12 protein-coding genes are annotated in these 20,017 nt (G+C 34.9%); all 12 read left to right on the forward strand.

Features of this window, described 5'->3' with window-relative positions; translation table 11 throughout:
- The 12 genes from ES675_RS05055 (at window position 1) to sov (ending at window position 20,014) form a co-directional block, all read left to right on the forward strand.
- Window positions 1-537, forward strand: coding sequence for a DUF3341 domain-containing protein (locus ES675_RS05055; protein ID WP_066248140.1), 537 nt, complete (start codon window positions 1-3; stop codon window positions 535-537).
- A 1-nt stretch (window position 538) separates the two neighbouring features.
- Entirely contained in the window at window positions 539-1,096 is a 558-nt protein-coding gene (locus ES675_RS05060; protein ID WP_066248141.1) for a c-type cytochrome, read from the forward strand.
- A gap of 24 nt (window positions 1,097-1,120) precedes the next feature.
- Window positions 1,121-2,485 carry a quinol:cytochrome C oxidoreductase gene (locus tag ES675_RS05065; RefSeq protein WP_066248142.1) on the forward strand — a complete coding sequence of 455 codons (1,365 nt, stop codon included), beginning with the start codon at window positions 1,121-1,123 and terminating at the stop codon, window positions 2,483-2,485.
- Between the two features lie 26 nt (window positions 2,486-2,511).
- Window positions 2,512-3,579 (forward strand): cytochrome c oxidase subunit II, encoded by a 1,068-nt coding sequence (locus ES675_RS05070; protein ID WP_066248145.1) that lies wholly within the window; start codon window positions 2,512-2,514, stop codon window positions 3,577-3,579.
- Between the two features lie 35 nt (window positions 3,580-3,614).
- Window positions 3,615-5,408, forward strand: a complete 1,794-nt coding sequence (locus tag ES675_RS05075) for a cytochrome c oxidase subunit I (RefSeq protein WP_066248147.1) — start codon at window positions 3,615-3,617, stop codon at window positions 5,406-5,408.
- 168 nt (window positions 5,409-5,576) lie between these two features.
- Window positions 5,577-6,599, forward strand: coding sequence for a Holliday junction branch migration DNA helicase RuvB (gene ruvB, locus ES675_RS05080; protein WP_066248149.1), 1,023 nt, complete (start codon window positions 5,577-5,579; stop codon window positions 6,597-6,599).
- Between the two features lie 14 nt (window positions 6,600-6,613).
- The gene (locus ES675_RS05085; protein WP_082985854.1) at window positions 6,614-7,948 is read left to right on the forward strand and encodes a cytochrome P450; all 1,335 of its coding nucleotides are present in this window, start codon (window positions 6,614-6,616) and stop codon (window positions 7,946-7,948) included.
- A 112-nt stretch (window positions 7,949-8,060) separates the two neighbouring features.
- A complete protein-coding gene (queG, locus tag ES675_RS05090; RefSeq protein ID WP_066248154.1) occupies window positions 8,061-8,984 on the forward strand; it encodes a tRNA epoxyqueuosine(34) reductase QueG in 924 nt (307 codons plus the stop codon).
- Window positions 8,985-8,989: 5 nt separating this feature from the next.
- The gene (locus tag ES675_RS05095) at window positions 8,990-9,682 is read left to right on the forward strand and encodes a hypothetical protein (RefSeq protein ID WP_148367286.1); all 693 of its coding nucleotides are present in this window, start codon (window positions 8,990-8,992) and stop codon (window positions 9,680-9,682) included.
- A gap of 171 nt (window positions 9,683-9,853) precedes the next feature.
- A complete protein-coding gene (locus tag ES675_RS05100) occupies window positions 9,854-12,145 on the forward strand; it encodes an NADP-dependent malic enzyme (protein ID WP_066248160.1) in 2,292 nt (763 codons plus the stop codon).
- Window positions 12,146-12,214: 69 nt separating this feature from the next.
- Window positions 12,215-12,796 (forward strand): Holliday junction branch migration protein RuvA, encoded by a 582-nt coding sequence (ruvA, locus tag ES675_RS05105; protein ID WP_066248161.1) that lies wholly within the window; start codon window positions 12,215-12,217, stop codon window positions 12,794-12,796.
- Between the two features lie 6 nt (window positions 12,797-12,802).
- Complete coding sequence (sov, locus tag ES675_RS05110; RefSeq protein WP_066248162.1) at window positions 12,803-20,014, forward strand: T9SS outer membrane translocon Sov/SprA; 7,212 nt, start codon at window positions 12,803-12,805, stop codon at window positions 20,012-20,014.
- The last annotated feature ends 3 nt before the right edge of the window (window positions 20,015-20,017 follow it).

Raw genomic sequence — 20,017 nt, forward strand, 5'->3', positions numbered from 1 at the left:
ATGGAAACATCAAAAGTAATTCACGCTATTTATACAGATGACGACGTATTAATGTTGGCTGTTAAAAGAGTTAAAGCTGAAAAGCATCATATTGAAGAGGTTTTTACACCTTTTCCAGTTCACGGACTAGATAAAGCCATGGGATTAGCTCCAACACGTTTGGCCATCACGTCCTTTATTTATGGCTGTATTGGTTTAGCGGTTTCTATAGTTATGATGAATTTTATAATGATTGAAGATTGGCCTCAAGATATTGGAGGTAAACCAAGTTTTAGTTATATTGAAAACATGCCAGCGTTTGTTCCAATTATGTTTGAGTTAACGATATTTTTCGCGGCTCACTTAATGGTAATAACATTTTACTTACGTAGTAGATTGTGGCCATTCAAAAATGCAGAAAATCCTGACCCAAGAACAACGGATGATCATTTCTTAATGGAAATTGCAATTCATAACAATCAACTTGAATTAGAAAATTTACTGAAAGAAACTGGTGCAGTTGAAATTAACATTGTTGAAAAAGTAGAAGCACATTAATATGAAGGCCTTAATAAAAATAGCAATTATAGCATTAGTATTAGTAACGATTGTGTCGTGTAAAAATGATTCATCTCGTAATTACCAATACATGCCAAATATGTATGAATCGGTTGGTTACGAAACGTATTCTGAAACTGATGCATTTAGAAATGGTGTAGAAGCACAATTACCAGCAGAAGGATCTGTACCAAGAGGTCATATGCCTTTTGATATTGATAATACTTTAGATGGTTTTAATGAAGCCAAAGCATCATTAATAAATCCAATGGACTCTACACTGTATGATACTGAAAGAGCTAAAGAATTATTCAATATTTATTGTGCAATTTGCCATGGACCTAAAGGTGATGGACAAGGGAATTTGGTGAAACGTGAAAAAATTCTTGGTATTCCAAGTTTTGATGATGTTGGAAGAGCCATAACGGAAGGAAGTATTTACCATACTATTTATTATGGTAAAAATGCCATGGGTTCTTATGCTAACCAATTGAATGAAGAAGAGCGTTGGCAAGTAACGGCTTATGTATTAGAGCTGAAAGCCAATTTAGAAAAATAAGATAGATAAAGATTATATATAGATATGTACACATTCTCAAATAGATTAAAGACATTTTCTATTGCACTAATTATAATTGGAGCAATAGGTGTTGTTTATGGTTTTATGACATCTCATAAATCTTTTGAAGACGTTGAAACAATGTTAGCTGCTGAAGCTTCACATGGTGGAGGACACGGAGAAGAGGCTGGACACGACGTCGCTACAACACACGATATGACTACCGAAACTGCTGCCCACAGTGACGCTTCAGAAAGTCAGGTTGACGAACACAAAAAACATGTAGAGCATGTACAACATCAAATAGCTAATAGACCATGGTCTGCATTATATGTTGCTGCATTTTTCTTTTTTATGATTGCATTAGGTGTTTTAGCCTTTTATGCTATCCAGTTTGCATCTCAAGCAGGTTGGTCTCCTGTACTCTATAGAGTTATGGAGGGTCTTACAGCTTATGTGTTGCCTGGTGGTTTAATTGTATTAGCTATTGCAGTGGCATCTGGTACAATTGGGCATTACAACTTATTTATATGGATGGATCCAGAAGTGGTAGCTCATGATAAATTAATTCAAGGAAAAGAAAGCTATTTAAATTTACCTTGGTTTATTATTAGAGGTTTAATATTTATTGCTGGATGGAGTTTATACAGACATTTTGCACGTAAATTCTCAATTGCTCAAGATCATGCAGAACCGGGTGATAATCGTAATTTTAAAAAATCATTTCGTATTGCAGCTGCATTCCTCGTATTTTATATTTATACTGAATCTATTATGTCTTGGGACTGGATAATGAGTGTAGACCCACACTGGTTTAGTACGTTGTTTGGATGGTATGTGTTTGCTAGTATGTTTGTAAGTGGAATTACTGTAATTGCATTAATGTCAATTTACTTAAAATCTAGAGGGTTTTTACCATTTGTTAATGATAGTCACCTACACGATTTAGCCAAGTTTATGTTTGGTATTAGTATTTTCTGGACATACTTATGGTTCTCTCAATTTATGCTTATTTGGTATTCAAATATTCCAGAAGAAGTAACATACTTTGTAACTAGATTCCAAGATTATCAATTACCATTTTTAGGAATGGTAGTTATGAACTTTGTTTTCCCATTATTACTTTTAATGAATAGTGATTACAAGCGTATTCCATGGTTTGTTGTTATGGGAGGTATTGTTATTTTAGCAGGTCATTATTTAGATATATTTGTAATGATTATGCCAGCAACAGTTGGAGACAGATGGTTTATTGGAATTCCTGAAATAAGTGCTATTTTATTATTTGCTGGTTTGTTTATGTTAGTCGTGTTTACATCATTAACAAAAGCACCACTCTTAGCGAAAGGAAATCCATTTATAAAAGAAAGTGAACATTTCCATTATTAAAAATTAATTAAAGTAGAGAAAAGACAATGACAGCTTTTTTAACAATTATAATAGTTCTTTTTATTGCTATTGCTATTTGGCAAATGGTAAAAATATTTGACCTGGCACAAGTTGGTGTTACAGATAATCAAGTAGCAAATGAGACAGATAATAAGATGAATGCGTATTTAATGTTAGGTTTTCTAATCTTCATTTATGGCATCACAATCGTTTGTTTCGTATTATGGGGTGATTTACCATTAATGTCAAATTCAGCATCCGAACACGGATCTGAAATTGATAACTTAATGATTATCTCTATGATAGTTATCTTTATCGTACAAACTATCACACAATTCTTATTACACTTTTTTGCTTATAAGTACCGTGGGGAAAAAGGTAAAAAAGCATTATACTATGCAGATAATAATACGCTAGAAGCCATCTGGACTATTATTCCAGTTATTGTATTAGCGGGATTAATTATCTACGGTTTATTTACGTGGACAAGTATTATGAACGTTAATGAAGATGATGATCCATTAATTGTAGAATTATATGCACAACAGTTTAACTGGAAGGCGCGATATGGTGGAAACGACAATACACTTGGAAAAGCGAATGTGCGTTTAATAGATATTGATAAGGCAAATATTTTAGGTGTAGATGAAGCAGATCCAAATGCTCAAGATGATGTTATTACAACAGAATTACATTTACCTGTTGGCAGACCTGTATTAATTAAAATGCGTTCACAAGATGTTCTGCATTCAGCATATATGCCACATTTTAGAGCGCAAATGAACTGTGTTCCAGGTATGATTACGCAATTTGGGTTTACGCCAACAGTAACTACTGCTGATATGAGACTAACGCCTGAAATGACTGATAAGGTGGCAAACATCAATGACATCCGTAAAGAGAAAAGTATTGAATTGGCCGCAAAAGGTGAAGCTACACTTGATCCTTATGAATTTGATTATCTATTATTATGTAATAAAATTTGTGGTAAGTCACATTATAACATGCAAATGAAAATAATAGTAGAAACCCAAGAAGAATATGAAGCTTGGATGGCAGAACAAAAAGAATTTAAAGATTCTTTAATTAAGTAAATAAAAACGGTTTTAAAAAAAGCATATAGAAGATTATGTCAACACACGCAGATACTCACGCTCACGACGACGATCACGGACATCATCATAAGGAAACGTTCATGACTAAATACGTTTTTAGTCAGGACCATAAAATGATTGCGAAGCAGTACCTTATTACAGGTACACTTATGGGAATTATAGGTGTTTTAATGTCTATCATGTTTCGTATTCAAATTGCTTGGCCAGAAGAACCAAATGTGCTATTTGAAGCTTTACTAGGTAAGTGGGCTCCAGGTGGTGTTATGGATGCTGATATTTATTTGGCATTAGTAACTATTCATGGTACCATTATGGTATTCTTTGTATTAACAGCTGGTTTAAGTGGAACTTTTAGTAACTTATTAATTCCGTTACAAATTGGTGCACGAGATATGGCGTCAGGTTTCCTAAACATGGTTTCCTACTGGTTATTTTTCTTATCAAGTATCTTAATGGTTTGCTCGTTATTTGTAGAAGCAGGACCTGCAGCTGCTGGTTGGACAATCTATCCGCCATTATCTGCATTGCCTATGGCACAAGGTGGTTCCGGAATGGGTATGACCATTTGGTTAATATCTATGGCTATCTTTATTGCTTCCTCATTATTGGGATCTTTAAATTACGTAGTTACGGTTATTAATTTACGTACCAAAGGTATGTCCATGACACGTTTACCATTAACAATTTGGGCGTTCTTTGTAACGGCTATTATTGGTATTGTATCATTCCCGGTATTATTAGCGGCTGCCTTATTATTAATAATGGATAGAAGTTTTGGAACATCATTCTTCTTATCAGATATCTTCATTCAAGGTGAAGTATTACATTATCAAGGTGGATCACCAGTATTATTTGAGCACTTATTTTGGTTCCTAGGGCATCCAGAAGTATATATTGTTATTCTTCCAGCCATGGGATTAGTTTCTGAAATTATGGCAACCAACTCACGTAAACCTATTTTTGGTTATCGTGCTATGATTGCTTCAATTTTGGCAATTGCATTCTTATCAACTATTGTTTGGGGTCACCATATGTTTGTATCTGGTATGAATCCATTTTTAGGATCTGTATTCACATTTACAACACTATTAATTGCTATCCCTTCTGCAGTAAAAGCATTTAACTGGATTACCACAATCTGGAAAGGAAATATTCAAATGAATACAGCCATGCTGTTTTCCATAGGTTTTGTTTCTACGTTTATATCCGGTGGTTTAACAGGTATTATTTTAGGTGATAGTGCTTTAGATATTAACGTCCACGATACATACTTCGTAATTGCGCATTTCCACTTGGTAATGGGTATATCGGCATTGTATGGTATGTTTGCAGGTATTTATCATTGGTATCCAAAAATGTTTGGACGTATGATGAACAAAAAAATGGGGTATATCCACTTTTGGATAACAGCTATTTGTGCTTACGGTGTTTTCTTTCCAATGCACTTTATCGGAATGGCAGGTTTACCAAGACGTTACTATACAAACTCGGCGTTTCCTTTATTTGATGATTTAGCAAATGTGAATGTGGTCATTACAATTTTCGCTATAATTGGAGGAATTGTACAGATTGTTTACTTGTATAATTTCTTTTCTAGTATGTTCTTTGGAAAGAAAGCAGAACAAAATCCATGGAAATCTACTACATTAGAATGGACAACTCCAGTAAAACATATTCACGGAAACTGGCCAGGTGCTATTCCACATGTATATCGTTGGCCTTATGATTATAGTAAGCCAGGTCACGATGCTGATTTTGTACCTCAAAACGTTCCTTTAATGGAAGGTGAAGAAGAGTTACATCACTAAATTTCCTTTGAAATAGTAATCTTATAATAGATTTATATAATCAAAGCTTTTCTAATAATTTAGAAAGGCTTTTTTTATGCACAAAGGTTACTGAACACTTTGTATATTTGTTTATGAAGTTTCAATATTGATTAATAAATAAGATTCCCCTTTTCATGGGAACTGAACATGAACGAAAACCTAGATCCTACAAACGAAAATTTTTCACCTGAAGAAAATGACGTCGAGAAAAAGTTAAGACCATTATCATTTGATGACTTTACAGGTCAAGAGCAAGTCTTGGAAAATCTTCAAATATTTGTTCAAGCCGCTAATGGTCGGGAAGAAGCTTTAGATCACACCTTATTTCATGGTCCTCCAGGATTAGGAAAAACAACTTTAGCCCATATTTTGGCTAGCGAATTAGGCGTGAGTATTAAAGTTACATCTGGACCTGTTTTAGATAAACCAGGCGATTTAGCTGGGTTACTTACCAATCTAGATGAACGCGATGTGCTATTTATTGACGAAATCCATCGGTTAAGTCCTATTGTGGAGGAATACTTGTATTCGGCTATGGAGGACTATAAAATCGATATCATGATTGAATCTGGACCAAATGCTAGAACTGTTCAGATAAACTTAAACCCGTTTACCTTAATTGGTGCTACAACACGTTCCGGTTTATTAACAGCGCCAATGCGTGCGCGTTTTGGTATTCAAAGTCGTTTGCAATATTATAATACGGAATTATTAACGACCATCGTTCAAAGAAGTGCTACTATTTTAAATGTTCCCATTTCTATGGAAGCTGCTGTTGAAATAGCAGGAAGAAGCCGTGGAACACCGCGTATTGCCAATGCTTTATTACGTCGTGTTCGTGATTTTGCTCAAATTAAAGGGAATGGTAATATTGATATTAAAATTGCACGTTTTGCTTTGGAAGCTTTACATGTAGATGCACACGGTCTTGATGAGATGGATAATAAAATTTTAACAACCATTATTGATAAGTTTAAAGGTGGTCCTGTTGGAATTACAACGCTAGCAACAGCCGTTAGTGAAAGTGCTGAAACAATTGAGGAAGTATATGAACCCTTTTTAATTCAACAAGGCTTCATTATGCGGACACCTCGTGGTCGTGAAGTTACGGAACAAGCCTATAAACATTTAGGACGTGTAAAAGGTCCTACTCAAGGTGGATTATTCTAATAATTCTCTATATTTTGAAATCTAAAAAGCAAATACCAACAGTTCCTTTAAGTAAATTCATTGGTAATTCTCTGGAGATTCTCAAAAACCCCCTACCTTTTCATCATAAGAATTTTACCGAACAAGGCGATGTTTTCCGATTAAAAATCGGTTTTTCAAATAGCGTCGTTTTTGTTCGCAATGCTGCCTTTGCCGAATATGTGCTGCAAACCAATCAAAAGAATTATAAAAAATCTAAAATCCAAACAGAAGATTTAGTCAAATATGTTGGTAAAGGTTTGTTGACAGCTGAAGGTGAACATTGGAAAAAGCAACGAAAACTTATTCAGCCTGCTTTTCATAAGAAACAATTAGAAACGCTTTTAGATAGTATAAAAAACGCCATTCTTTCGGAATACAAAAAAATTAAACCGAATCAGGTTATTGATGTGTTCCCCATTTTAAATGATTTGGCATTTCAAACGGTTGTAAAATCCCTATTCAGTAGTGCAGCCAATCAAGATGATATTAATCGCTTGCAATATATCACGGAAGCTGCTCAAAAAATGCTAGTCAAAGAATTACGTCAACCGTATTTAGGTTGGTGGTTTAAATGGAGTGGCGAAATTGAAAAGCACCTAAAATTAACTAACGAAGCACGTCAAATTTTAAAACGAATTGTTGCCGAACGTCGGGAATCACAAGTTACAGAAAACGATTTGTTGGATATGCTTTTGGATGCCAAATATGATGATGGCAATTCCATGGAAGAAGAACAGTTGATTGATGAAATTTTAATTTTATTTACAGCCGGACATGAAACCACTTCCAATGCGCTCACATTTACAACACAATTGCTCGCATTACATCCAGAATGGCAAGAACAAATTTATAACGAACGGTTAGAAATACAAGAACAAAGCAGCGACTTAATGGATTTGGTTACACAATCTAAAATCTGTCAGCAAGTTGTTGAAGAAGCCATGCGTTTGTATCCACCGGTTTATTTTATAGATCGCGTAAATATAGAAGCAGATAGTTTTAATGGATTAGATTTTGAAGCAGGAGCTAATTTGTTGTTTTCGGTTTATGAAATGCATCGTCATCCGGATTTATGGGAACAACCGAACCGTTTTAATCCCGAACGTTTTAATGAAGGAAGCAGAAAGTTCTCATCGCAATATTTCCCTTTTGGAGCAGGACCACGAAAATGTATTGGAAATAATTTCGCTATGTTTGAAATGATTATTGCTATTTCAGAATTAACAGCTATGTACAAAATTCATCCGCAATTTGATACGATTGATATTACACCACTAATCACCCTAAAACCTAAAAACGCTTTGCTTACATTTGAAAGACGTTCATAACTAAAATAAATTATTAAAAATGTCAGGTGGAGCCCTTCAACTGCGTTCAGAAAAAACTAAAATCAAAATTTTTAAGCATAAGGCTAACTAATCATAAAGCTAAAACCGGAAAGTGACTAATACATCCAAATACAGTCAGATTATAAAAACGGAAGCCAAACGCCTCGGGTTTTTGTCTTGTGGCATCAGTCAAGCTGGTTTTTTGGAAACAGAAGCTCCACGTTTGGAAACTTGGCTGAACAAAAACATGAATGGCGAAATGTCCTACATGGAAAATCATTTTGATAAGCGTCTCGATCCAACCAAACTTGTGGAAGGCTCTAAAAGTGTGGTATCCTTATTATTAAATTACTATCCGTCGGAAACCCAAAAAGAGGACACCTACAAATTGTCTAAATATGCTTACGGAACAGATTACCATTTCATTATAAAAGATAAATTAAAAACGCTTTTACAGACTATTCAAGAAGAAATTGGGGAGGTTGGTGGTCGCGCTTTTGTAGATTCGGCGCCAGTTTTAGATAAGGCTTGGGCCGCAAAATCAGGTTTAGGATGGATTGGGAAACATTCCAATTTATTAACGCAGCAAGTGGGTTCTTTTTATTTTATAGCTGAACTTATTATCGATTTAGAATTGGAATATGATGCCGTTACCACGGATCATTGTGGTACCTGTACCAAATGTATTGATGCGTGCCCAACACAAGCCATTACGGAACCCTATGTGGTAGATGGCAGTAAATGTATTTCCTATTTTACCATTGAGTTAAAAGAAAATATTCCAACAGAATTTAAAGGTCAGTTTAACGACTGGATGTTTGGTTGCGATATTTGCCAAGATGTTTGTCCATGGAATCGGTTTTCAAAAGCACATAGCGAACCTCTTTTTAATCCACACCCCGAATTACTAGAAATGACCAAAAAAGATTGGGAAGAAATTACCGAGGACACGTTCCGTAAAGTATTTCAAAAATCGGCCGTAAAACGAACTAAATTTTCAGGACTTACCCGAAACATTGATTTTTTAAAGGATTAATTGATATGAAATTTTTTTCACTCTTCATCTTTTTGACAATCTGCAGTTGTTCTAGTCAATACAGTAGCGTGCATGTTGAAAATATATCTTCAGAGCTTTTAAAAAATGAAAACCGATTTGACCTGGACAATAAAATCTACACATTAAATAGAGAAGTCCTTTATAGTTTTTCTAAATATGAAAAAGAAACGCTAATCCCATCTGACATAAAATATATTAGACTGACCGTCATTGGAACCACAAAGCCATTTTCAAAGTTCGATTCCGATTATAGTCAGACGGTTATTGAATATGAATATTTGAATGCAGCAAAGAAAATTTTAGCGACTGAAAAAACAGGTTTGATAGAAAATGATAAAAATATTTGGTTTCATCCGCCAAGAACATTGGATGCGGGTATATTACAACTTTCTGCTTTTCCTTATATAAAATTAACTGATCAAACTAAATGGAAATGGAAGTTGGATGCCGCATTTGAAAAATACCAAGACGTCCATTTGGTGCACTCCTATAAAAAAATGAAATCCATTAGTTATAAAACGAAATTTGGATTGTTACCTTGTATCCCTATATCGGCAACATCTCAAAGTCATATTGGGATATCCACATCGGTTTTTATATATAATGAAAAGTACGGTTTTGTGAAGTTGGAATTTAATAATATAGATGGCACGACCATAGTATTGGAAATGATTTGAAAGTTTCAAAATTAAATACCATGGGACGATCGCCGTTATTACTAGTAAAACTTATAATACCCGAAACATTGATTTTTTAAAGGATTAGAACGCCATTAAAGTCTCCATCTTTTTTTTATACTTCTTTTATCCTAAACTTGTACCTTTGTAAGTCCGATAAAATATTTATATATGAGCAAGCAAAGCAGAAGAAGGGAAGCCTTAGTATATCATGCAAAACCAACACCTGGAAAAATAAAAGTTGTACCAACTAAAAAATACGCCAGTCAGCGCGATTTATCATTAGCCTATTCACCTGGAGTTGCAGAGCCTTGTTTGGAAATTGCAAAAGATATAGATAACGTTTATAAATATACAACCAAAGGAAATTTGGTAGCGGTAATTTCCAACGGAACCGCGGTTTTAGGACTTGGAAATATTGGTCCGGAAGCGTCCAAACCCGTTATGGAAGGTAAAGGTCTGCTATTTAAAATATTTGCAGATATTGATGTTTTTGATATTGAGATTGGTACCGAAGATGTTGAAACATTCATTCAAACCGTGAAAATGATAGCCCCTACTTTTGGTGGTATCAATTTAGAAGATATTAAAGCGCCTGAAGCATTTGAAATAGAACGCAGACTGAAAGCAGAATTGGATATTCCAGTCATGCATGATGATCAGCATGGAACAGCTATCATTTCGGCGGCCGCTTTATTGAATGCTCTAGAACTCGCTGAAAAAAACATAAAAGATGTTCAGATAGTGATTAGTGGTGCTGGTGCAGCTGCTATTTCTTGCTCACGTTTATACCAAGCATTTGGAGCAACACGTGAAAACATGGTCATGTTGGATAGTAAAGGTGTCATTCGAAATGATCGTGAAACCTTAACACCTGAAAAAGCAGAGTTTGCAACCCATAGAAAAATAGACACGATTGAAGAAGCTATGAATAATGCCGATGTATTTATCGGACTTTCTACTTCAGATATTGTATCACCAGATATGTTATTATCCATGGCAGACAATCCTATTGTTTTTGCCATGGCAAATCCAGATCCAGAAATTCAATACGATATAGCCATTGCTACGCGTAAAGATATTATCATGGCAACTGGAAGAAGTGATCATCCTAATCAGGTGAACAATGTACTAGGATTTCCATTTATTTTTAGAGGCGCTTTAGATGTTCGTGCTACTAAAATTAATGAAGAAATGAAAATGGCTGCTGTTAAAGCATTGGCCAATTTAGCTAAAGAAGCCGTTCCAGAACAGGTTAATATTGCTTATGGTGAAACACGACTAACATTTGGCCGCGATTATATTATTCCTAAACCATTTGATCCACGATTAATTTCTCAAATTCCACCAGCAGTAGCCAAAGCAGCTATAGAAAGTGGTGTAGCTAAAAACCCAATTACCGATTGGGATAAATATGAAAATGAACTTTTAGAGCGTTCTGGTTCTGATAATAAAGTTGTACGATTACTTTTAAATCGTGCTAAATTAAGCCCGAAACGTGTGGTGTATGCTGAAGCAGATCATTTAGATGTTTTGAAAGCAGCTCAAATTGCACATGATGAAGGGATTGCCATGCCAATTTTATTAGGAAGACGTTCCGTGATTGAAAAACTAAAAGAAGAAATTGAATTTGATGCCGATGTGCCTATTATCGATCCGAAATCTGATGAAGAAGAGGAGCGTTTAAAAGCCTACGCAAAAGTATATTGGCAACAACGCAAACGTAAGGGCGTTACTTTGTATTCAGCAGAGAAAATGATGCGTGAGCGTAACTATTTTGCGGCTATGATGGTTAATGAAGGTGATGCTGATGCGCTGATTTCTGGATTTTCAAGAAGTTATCCTTCCGTTGTAAAACCCATGTTAGAATTAATTGGTTTGGCACCAGGTTCTACACGTGTGGCAACAACAAATGTAATGATGACACAACGAGGACCGCTATTCTTAAGTGATACGGCTATTAACATCAATCCATCGGCTAGCGATTTAACTAAAATAGCCCAAATGACAGCAGGTGTAGTCAAAATGTTTGGTATGGAGCCTGTAATGGCTATGATTTCATATTCAAATTTTGGTTCATCAAAAAATCAAACGGCAACCAAAGTTGGTGAAGCCGTAGCATATTTACACAAAAGACATCCTAATTTATTGGTAGATGGTGAATTGCAAGCCGATTTCGCATTAAATAGTGAAATGCTTCAAGATACATTCCCATTTTCAAAACTAGCCGGGAAAAAAGTAAATACCCTTATTTTTCCAAATTTAGAATCTGGAAATATTACCTATAAGTTATTGAAAGAATTGAACCAAGCAGACTCCATTGGGCCAATAATGATGGGTATGCGTAAACCCGTTCATATTCTGCAATTAGATGCTAGTGTAGACGAAATTGTGAACATGACAGCCATTGCAGTTATTGATGCACAGCAAAAAGAAAAATTAGCAGAAGCACAAAATGGGTGATTCGGTTAGTAAACACCTTTGTTTTGAAAATAATTTTATTACATTTGAGAGTTAATAGAATGTTAATTAATGATTACACATATTCAAGGAAGACTTGTTGAAAAAAGGCCAACAGACGTTGTAATAGACTGCAATGGTGTTGGCTATCATTTAAATATATCACTGCATACTTTTTCGCAAATACCAGAGGGTGAAAATCTTAAGCTGTATACGCATCTTCAGGTTAAGGAGGATTCGCATACCTTGTTTGGTTTTTCGTCACTCGCTGAGCGTGAAATATTCCGCATGCTTTTATCTGTAAGTGGTATTGGTGCTAGTATTGCTCGTACTATGTTGTCTTCTTTAACACCTGTGCAAGTTCGTGAAGGAATTGCAGTTGGTGATGTAGCATTAATACAATCTATAAAAGGTATTGGAGCCAAGACGGCTCAACGTGTTATTTTAGATTTGAAAGATAAAATTTTGAAAGTCTATGATATTGATGAAAATTCAACAGCACAAAGCAATACAAATAAAGATGAAGCGTTATCTGCTTTAGAAGTTTTGGGTTTTACCAAGAAACAGTCCGAACGCGTTATAGACAAGTTTTTAAGTCAAGAGCCACAAGCAAATGTCGAAACCATTATTAAGCAAGCGCTAAAAAATTTATAATAGATTTTGAATACAACCAACCCTAATTTATATAAATCCTTAAAAAATTACGTACTTGTTGCCAGTGCGCTTTTGTGTTCCGTATTAGCCTGGTCACAAACAGAACCTGTAGAACAAGATTCAACTCAAACTGGATTTAATCTCGGCAATATGCAAATGCCAAATCCGTCGAGTATTGAATCTAAATATAAATATGATCCCATAACGGATCGTTATATTTATACGGAAACGGTAGGCGAATTCAATATTAACTATCCCATAATCTTAACACCTGAAGAATATCAGGATTTAATAGTTAAGCAAAGTTTACAATCTTATTACAAACAAAAAATTGATGCTTTTGATGGTGTCAAAGAAGGTAGCGAGGAAGAACAGAAAAATTTATTGCCAGAGTTTTATGTCAATTCCGGTTTTTTCGAAACTATTTTTGGGAGCAATACAATTGAGGTTATTCCACAGGGTTCGGTAGAAATGGATTTGGGTATTTTATTTACCAAACAAGATAACCCAGCCTTTTCACCAAGAAATAGAAGTAGTTTTACGTTTGATTTTGATCAGCGTATCAGTTTGAGTTTACTCGGTAAAGTAGGAACAAGGCTGCAAGTAACGGCTAATTATGATACCGAATCCACATTCGATTTTCAAAATTTAATAAAATTAGAATACACACCAACCGAAGACGATATAATTCAGAAAATTGAAGTTGGTAACGTTAGTATGCCTTTAAATAGTTCCTTAATTACAGGAGCGCAAAGTTTGTTTGGAGTTAAAACACAATTACAATTTGGAAAAACAACCATTACTGGTGTGTTCTCTGAACAACGTTCAGATAGACGAACAGTAGTTGCTCAGGGAGGTGGAACGCTAGAAGAATTTGATTTCTTTGCACGTGATTATGATGAAAATCGTCACTTCTTTTTATCTCATTACTTTAGAGATAAATATGATGCTTCTTTAGCTAATTATCCATTTATTAATACCAATGTGCAAATTACACGTATTGAAGTTTGGGTTACCAATAGAACCAATCGTACAGAAAATGTTCGGAATATTGTAGCACTTCAGGATTTAGGGGAATCAAACCCAAATCCAGCAGCTAATGATATTTTATTAAACCCTATTCCTCCTGGATTTTTAAATGCAGGGCCTAATGCATTTCCAGATAACGGAAATAACGATTATGATCCTACAGCCATTGGTTCTGGATCTGTTTTAAATGATAATATTCGAGACATTGCAACCGCTCAACAAGGTTTTGGAAGTCTTTCAGGTGTTGTTAATGAAGGTTCTGATTATGCTAAATTAGAAAATGCCCGAAAGCTAACGGAAGGTCAAGAATATACTGTTGATACGCAATTAGGTTACATTTCCTTAAATCAACGCTTAAATAATGACGAAGTTGTAGCCGTCGCTTTTCAATACACCGTTGGAGGACAAGTATATCAAGTTGGTGAATTTGCCAATGGAGGTGTAGATCCAACTGGAATTGATAATTCTGGGCCAATTACAACTGTTACAAATAGTACGTTAGTTTTAAAATTATTAAAAAGTCCAATTACAAATGTGCAACAGCCTATTTGGGACTTGATGATGAAAAACATTTATGATACAGGAGCGTATCAATTAAGCCAGGAAGATTTTAAATTGAATATTTTTTATAGTGAAGCTTCACCATTAAATTTTATTTCGCCTGTTGCTGGAACACCATTTCCAGATTTTGAAGGGAATCCTATTCAGGAAACCACTTTATTACGATTATTTAATTTAGACCGCTTGAATTTTAATAATGATCCGCAAACTAATGGTGACGGATTTTTCGATTTTGTACCAGGAATTACCGTTTTACCGCAAAATGGTAAAATAGTTTTTACTAAAGTGGAACCGTTTGGTGAATATTTATTCAACACGTTATCATTATCCAATGCGGAAGATTATCAAAATAATTTAACCTATAACGCCAACCAAGCGAAATATGTTTTTGATGTACTCTATAAAGAAACCAAATCTGCAGCTTTAGAGGAAGCAGATAAAAATAAATTTAAAATAAAAGGGCGTTACAAATCCGAAGGTGGTGATGGAATTCCTATTGGAGCATTCAATGTGCCTCGTGGTTCGGTAACCGTTACTGCAGGTGGTAGAACGTTAGTGGAAGGTGTAGATTATACTGTAAATTATGGTGCAGGAACGGTTCAAATTTTAGATGAAGCGTTAAAAGCGTCCAATACACCTATTCAAGTTTCAACGGAAAACAATGCTGTTTTTGGACAACAAACAAAACGTTTTACAGGTGTAAATGTTGAGCATAAGTTTAATGAAAACTTTGTTATTGGTGGTACATGGTTGCACTTAAACGAACGACCAATTACGCAAAAAGCAAATTACAGTCAAGAGCCTATTAATAATCATATTTTCGGATTTAATGGAAACTACTCTACAGAAGTACCATTTTTAACCCGTTTAGTAAATAAACTTCCAAATATTGATACAGACGTCATGTCCAATCTATCAGTTCGTGGGGAGTTTGCTTACTTAGCGCCAGGTTCTCCAAAAGGAACTGATTTTCAGGGTGAAGCCACATCCTATGTGGATGATTTTGAAGGGTCGCAAAATAACATCGATTTAAAGTCACCACAATCTTGGTTCTTATCAAGTAGACCTCGTGGTATAAACGGTAATAACGATGACCAAAACGGTATTGCTCAAGGTTTTGATCGTGCCATGCTAAACTGGTATACTATTGATCCTGTTTTCTATAGCAGCAGAAGCCCAGATGGGATTTCAGATGATGATATCTCTGATTTATTTACCAGTCGTGTATTTATAAATGAGTTGTTTCCAGCGCAAGATATCGCTCAAGGTCAATCAACCGTTCTTTACACATTAGATTTAGCATATTACCCAACAGAACGCGGTCCTTACAACTTCCAAACAAATAATGTTGATATTCCGAATAGTACGTTAACAAATCCGCAAAATAGTTGGGCTGGTATTACGAGAGGACTAACCTCTACAGATTTTGAACAAGCAAACGTTGAGTATATTGAATTCTGGTTACAAGATCCATTTCAAGAAAATACGGCTAATCCAGGTGGTAAACTGGTATTTAATTTAGGAAATATCTCTGAAGACGTTGTTAAAGACGGTCGTAAATTATATGAAAACGGCTTGCCAATGGATGGGAATGTTATTGGCGTTTTACCGCAATCGCCTTCTTGGAATACGGTTTATCCGCAAAATCAATCCTTAATTTATGCGTTTGATACGACTGGAGACGAACGTACCAATCAAGATGTTGGTTATGATGGTCTTAGTGATGATGATGAACGCGCAGTTTTTACAGATTATTCTGCTTTACCAGATCCAGCAAATGATAATTATTCCTACTTTTTAAATGTAGATGGCGATATTTTTCAACGCTATAAAAATTATAATGGTGTAGATGGTAACTCACCAGATACCTTTTCCGATACCAATCGTGGTTCTACAACCCAGCCTGATGTGGAAGATGTAAACCGTGATAATACCATGAATACGATAGATAGTTATTTTGAGTATGAATTGGATATTAAGCCAGCGGATTTAAATATTAACAATCCATACATTGTGGATATCAAGGAAAATCAAATTAGAAGTTTACCAAACGGTCAAACGGTTGTGCCAAAATGGTACCAATTTAGAATCCCAGTTGATGATATTGATAGAACATCTATAGGTGGAATTTCCGATTTACGTTCCATTCGTTTTGCTAGAATGTTTTTAAAAGAATTTACCGAGAAAACAGTATTACGTTTTGGAACATTAGATTTAGTACGTAGTGAATGGCGTCGTTATTCGCAAACATTAGATACCGATGAAGGTGATCCATCTTTAGATAATACCGAATTTTCAGTAGGTGTTGTAAGTACGTTAAAAAATGATGGTAGTTACCAGTCGCCTCCAGGTGTAGACCCAGAAGAGCTTTTTAATAATAATACGGTTGTTAGACAGAATGAACAATCTTTATTATTAGATGTTTGTGGGTTGGAATCTGAAGATGGACGTGCTGTATTTAAAAATATAAATGTGGATATGCGTCAGTACAAACGTTTACGTATGTACATGCACGCCGAGGAAGGTGATCAGCCAGGATTAAATGATGATGATTTATTTGGTTTTATTAGAATGGGTAATGATTTAACCCAAAACTATTATGAAATTATGGTGCCTCTTAAAGTCTCACAAGGATTTTCAAGAGAAGCACTTTGGCCAGAAGCCAATCAAATAAATTTACCGTTAGAATTACTACAAGATATAAAATCGAAATCTATAGCAGCTGGAAATATCAGCAGTTTAGATCCAACCTATTATGAGGTAATTGGAGAACAACTAAGTGCAATAGCTGTCAATCAGTACGATCCGCTGCCTGTTGGAATTGGCGATGCCGATAATTATCATCGTATAGCTATTGTTGGTAATCCAAATTTTGGAGATATCCGAACCTTAATGGTTGGTGTTAAAAACAGATCCGCATTAAATAAATGTGCCGTTGTTTGGCTTAACGAATTGCGTTTATCAGATATGGATAGCGAAGGTGGTTGGGCAGCCGTTTTAAGTATGGATTCTAACATTGCAGATTTTGCTAGTGTTAGTGCAACTGGACGTAAAAGTACATCAGGATTTGGAAGTATAGAACAAGGGCCTCAAGAACGTAGTCGTGAAGATGTTCAGCAATATGACATAGTTACCAATGTAAATGTTGGTCAGTTACTACCTGAAAAATGGGGTATTCAAATACCATTTAATTATGGTGTTGGAGAGGAACGCATTACACCTAAATATGATGAATTTTATCGTGATATAGAATTGCAAACGCAATTGGATAATAATGTAGATCAAGATTCTATTTTAAATGTTAACGAAAATTTCACCAAGCGAAAGAGTATTAATTTCATTGGTGTTCGTAAAATTAGAACAGGAGAATCTGCACCACGTTTTTATGATGTGGAAAACTTCACCGTTAATTATTCCTTCAATAAAGTAGAACATCGTGATTTTGAAATTGAAAGTGCTGTTGATAAAAATGTAAGAACAGGTGTTAATTATGCTTATAATTTTGCACCATTAAGTATAGAGCCTTTCAAGAAAAACGATTCCTTATTTATGAGTAAATATTGGAAAATTTTAAAGGACTTTAATATCAATCCAATACCCGCAAGTTTTACGGTAAACTCTAATATTAATAGGCAGTTTAACAAACAGAAATTTAGAGAAATAGATTTAGGAGGTGGAAATATTGGCCTTCAAGAATTGTACAGACGTAATTATACCTTTGATTTTGGTTATACCGTAAACTACAATTTGACCAAGTCCTTAACTATGAATTTCACGGCGTCTAACGTTAATATTGTTCGAAATTATTTCAAAAACAATATTCGCAATAGCGAACAAGATCCAAGTTTAGATGTTTGGGATGGATTCTTTGATGTGGGAGATCCAAACACGCAGTATCAACAGTTAGGTATTAATTATGAAATACCAATAAACAAAATACCAACCTTTGCTTTTATTGATGCTACCTATTCGTATAGTGGCGAATTTCAATGGCAGAAAGGATCAGATTTATTTGGCGATTTAGAAGTTGACGGTATAACGTACGATTTAGGAAACACCATTTCCAATGCCAATCAGCACAACATAAATACAACGTTCAATATGAACAAATTGTATAATTATGTTGGACTGAAAAAGAAAACTATTCGTAAAACGACAGCTAATAGTCGTGATGTAAAAAGAACGCCTACGCCTCCAGGACAAGAGAGTCTGGCAAAGGATGGTCCAGTAGCAGATGCTAAAAAAGTATCTAAAAACAATACGGGAACCAAACTTTTAAATACAGGAATTGGTATCGTTACAGCAGTTAAACGTATTCAGTTTAATTACGCCGAAACCAGTGGTACATATTTACCAGGTTATTTACAAACTCCAGGATTTATAGGGACTTTAAAACCAACAGCAGGTTTTACATTTGGTAGCCAAAACGATGTTAGAAATATGGCTGCAAGACGTGGTTGGTTAACATTATATCCAGACTTTAATGATCAGTACCGTGTAAATAAAACACGTCAATTAGATTTTTCTGCAAATATTGAACCTTTCAATGACCTAAAAATTGATATAGTAGGTAATAGAATGTATTCTGAAAACTATACAGAAAACTACCGAGTAAACGATTTAGGGAGTGAATTAGAGTATGAATCCTTAACACCAAATGCTTTTGGAAACTTTAATATTTCAACCGTATTAATAAAAACAGCATTCACTGCTAGTGATGAAACACAATCGCAAACGTTTAATGAATTTAGAACAAACCGATTAAAAGTAGCCAACAGATTAGCCGAAGAGTTTTACGGTAATTCTGGTTATGCAGTAGATGCAGAAGGCTATCCAGTAGGATTTGGTAAAAACAGTCAGTCGGTTTTATTACCATCTTTCTTATCGGCTTATTCCGGTCAGAAAGCTGAAAAAGTGTCATTGAGTGCTTTCCGTGATGTGCCAATTCCAAACTGGGATATTAAGTACACAGGATTAATGAATTTAAAATGGTTTAAGAGTAAGTTTAAACGTTTTTCCATTGTTCATGGTTACCGTTCTAATTATACTATTAATCAATTCCGTTCCAATTTAGATTACGATGCTGATAATCCAACAGCTGTTGATCAGAGTGGGAATTTCAAGAACGAAAAACTATACAGTAATATTAACTTAAGCGAAATGTTTAGTCCGCTGTTCCGTATTGATATGGAAATGAAAAGCTCGATCAAAATTTTGCTAGAAATGAAAAAAGATCGCTTGCTATCATTGAGTTTCGATAATAATTTAATGACTGAAATTCAAGGAAATGAATATATAGTAGGCTTGGGTTACCGTATTAAAGATGTACGAATTAAAACGAAACTAGCAGGTCCTAAAAAACGTATTGTTAGTGATTTGAATATGAAAGCAGATGTTTCCGTACGTGATAACAAAACTATTATCCGGTATTTAGATTTGGATAATAACCAAATCACATCTGGACAGACTATCTGGTCATTAAAATTTTCAACCGATTATGCGTTTAGTAAAAACCTAACTGGAATTTTCTACTTTGATTATGCCTTTTCAGAATACGCTATTTCAACCGCATTCCCACAAACGACTATTCGTTCAGGAATTACATTGAGATATACATTTGGTAATTAATGC

This window comes from Algorimicrobium algoritergicola (genome assembly GCF_008086165.1).
In the GTDB taxonomy this organism is placed as follows: Bacteria; Bacteroidota; Bacteroidia; order Flavobacteriales; family Flavobacteriaceae; genus Algorimicrobium; species Algorimicrobium algoritergicola.

Bases quoted from the DNA above. Each gene is read 5' to 3' on its own strand.
- ES675_RS05055 (WP_066248140.1), top strand. From the start codon at position 1: ATGGAAACATCAAAAGTAATTCACGCTATTTATACAGATGACGACGTA.
- ES675_RS05060 (WP_066248141.1), top strand. From the start codon at position 539: ATGAAGGCCTTAATAAAAATAGCAATTATAGCATTAGTATTAGTAACG.
- ES675_RS05065 (WP_066248142.1), top strand. From the start codon at position 1,121: ATGTACACATTCTCAAATAGATTAAAGACATTTTCTATTGCACTAATT.
- ES675_RS05070 (WP_066248145.1), top strand. From the start codon at position 2,512: ATGACAGCTTTTTTAACAATTATAATAGTTCTTTTTATTGCTATTGCT.
- ES675_RS05075 (WP_066248147.1), top strand. From the start codon at position 3,615: ATGTCAACACACGCAGATACTCACGCTCACGACGACGATCACGGACAT.
- ruvB (WP_066248149.1), top strand. From the start codon at position 5,577: ATGAACGAAAACCTAGATCCTACAAACGAAAATTTTTCACCTGAAGAA.
- ES675_RS05095 (WP_148367286.1), top strand. From the start codon at position 8,990: ATGAAATTTTTTTCACTCTTCATCTTTTTGACAATCTGCAGTTGTTCT.
- ES675_RS05100 (WP_066248160.1), top strand. From the start codon at position 9,854: ATGAGCAAGCAAAGCAGAAGAAGGGAAGCCTTAGTATATCATGCAAAA.
- ruvA (WP_066248161.1), top strand. From the start codon at position 12,215: ATGATTACACATATTCAAGGAAGACTTGTTGAAAAAAGGCCAACAGAC.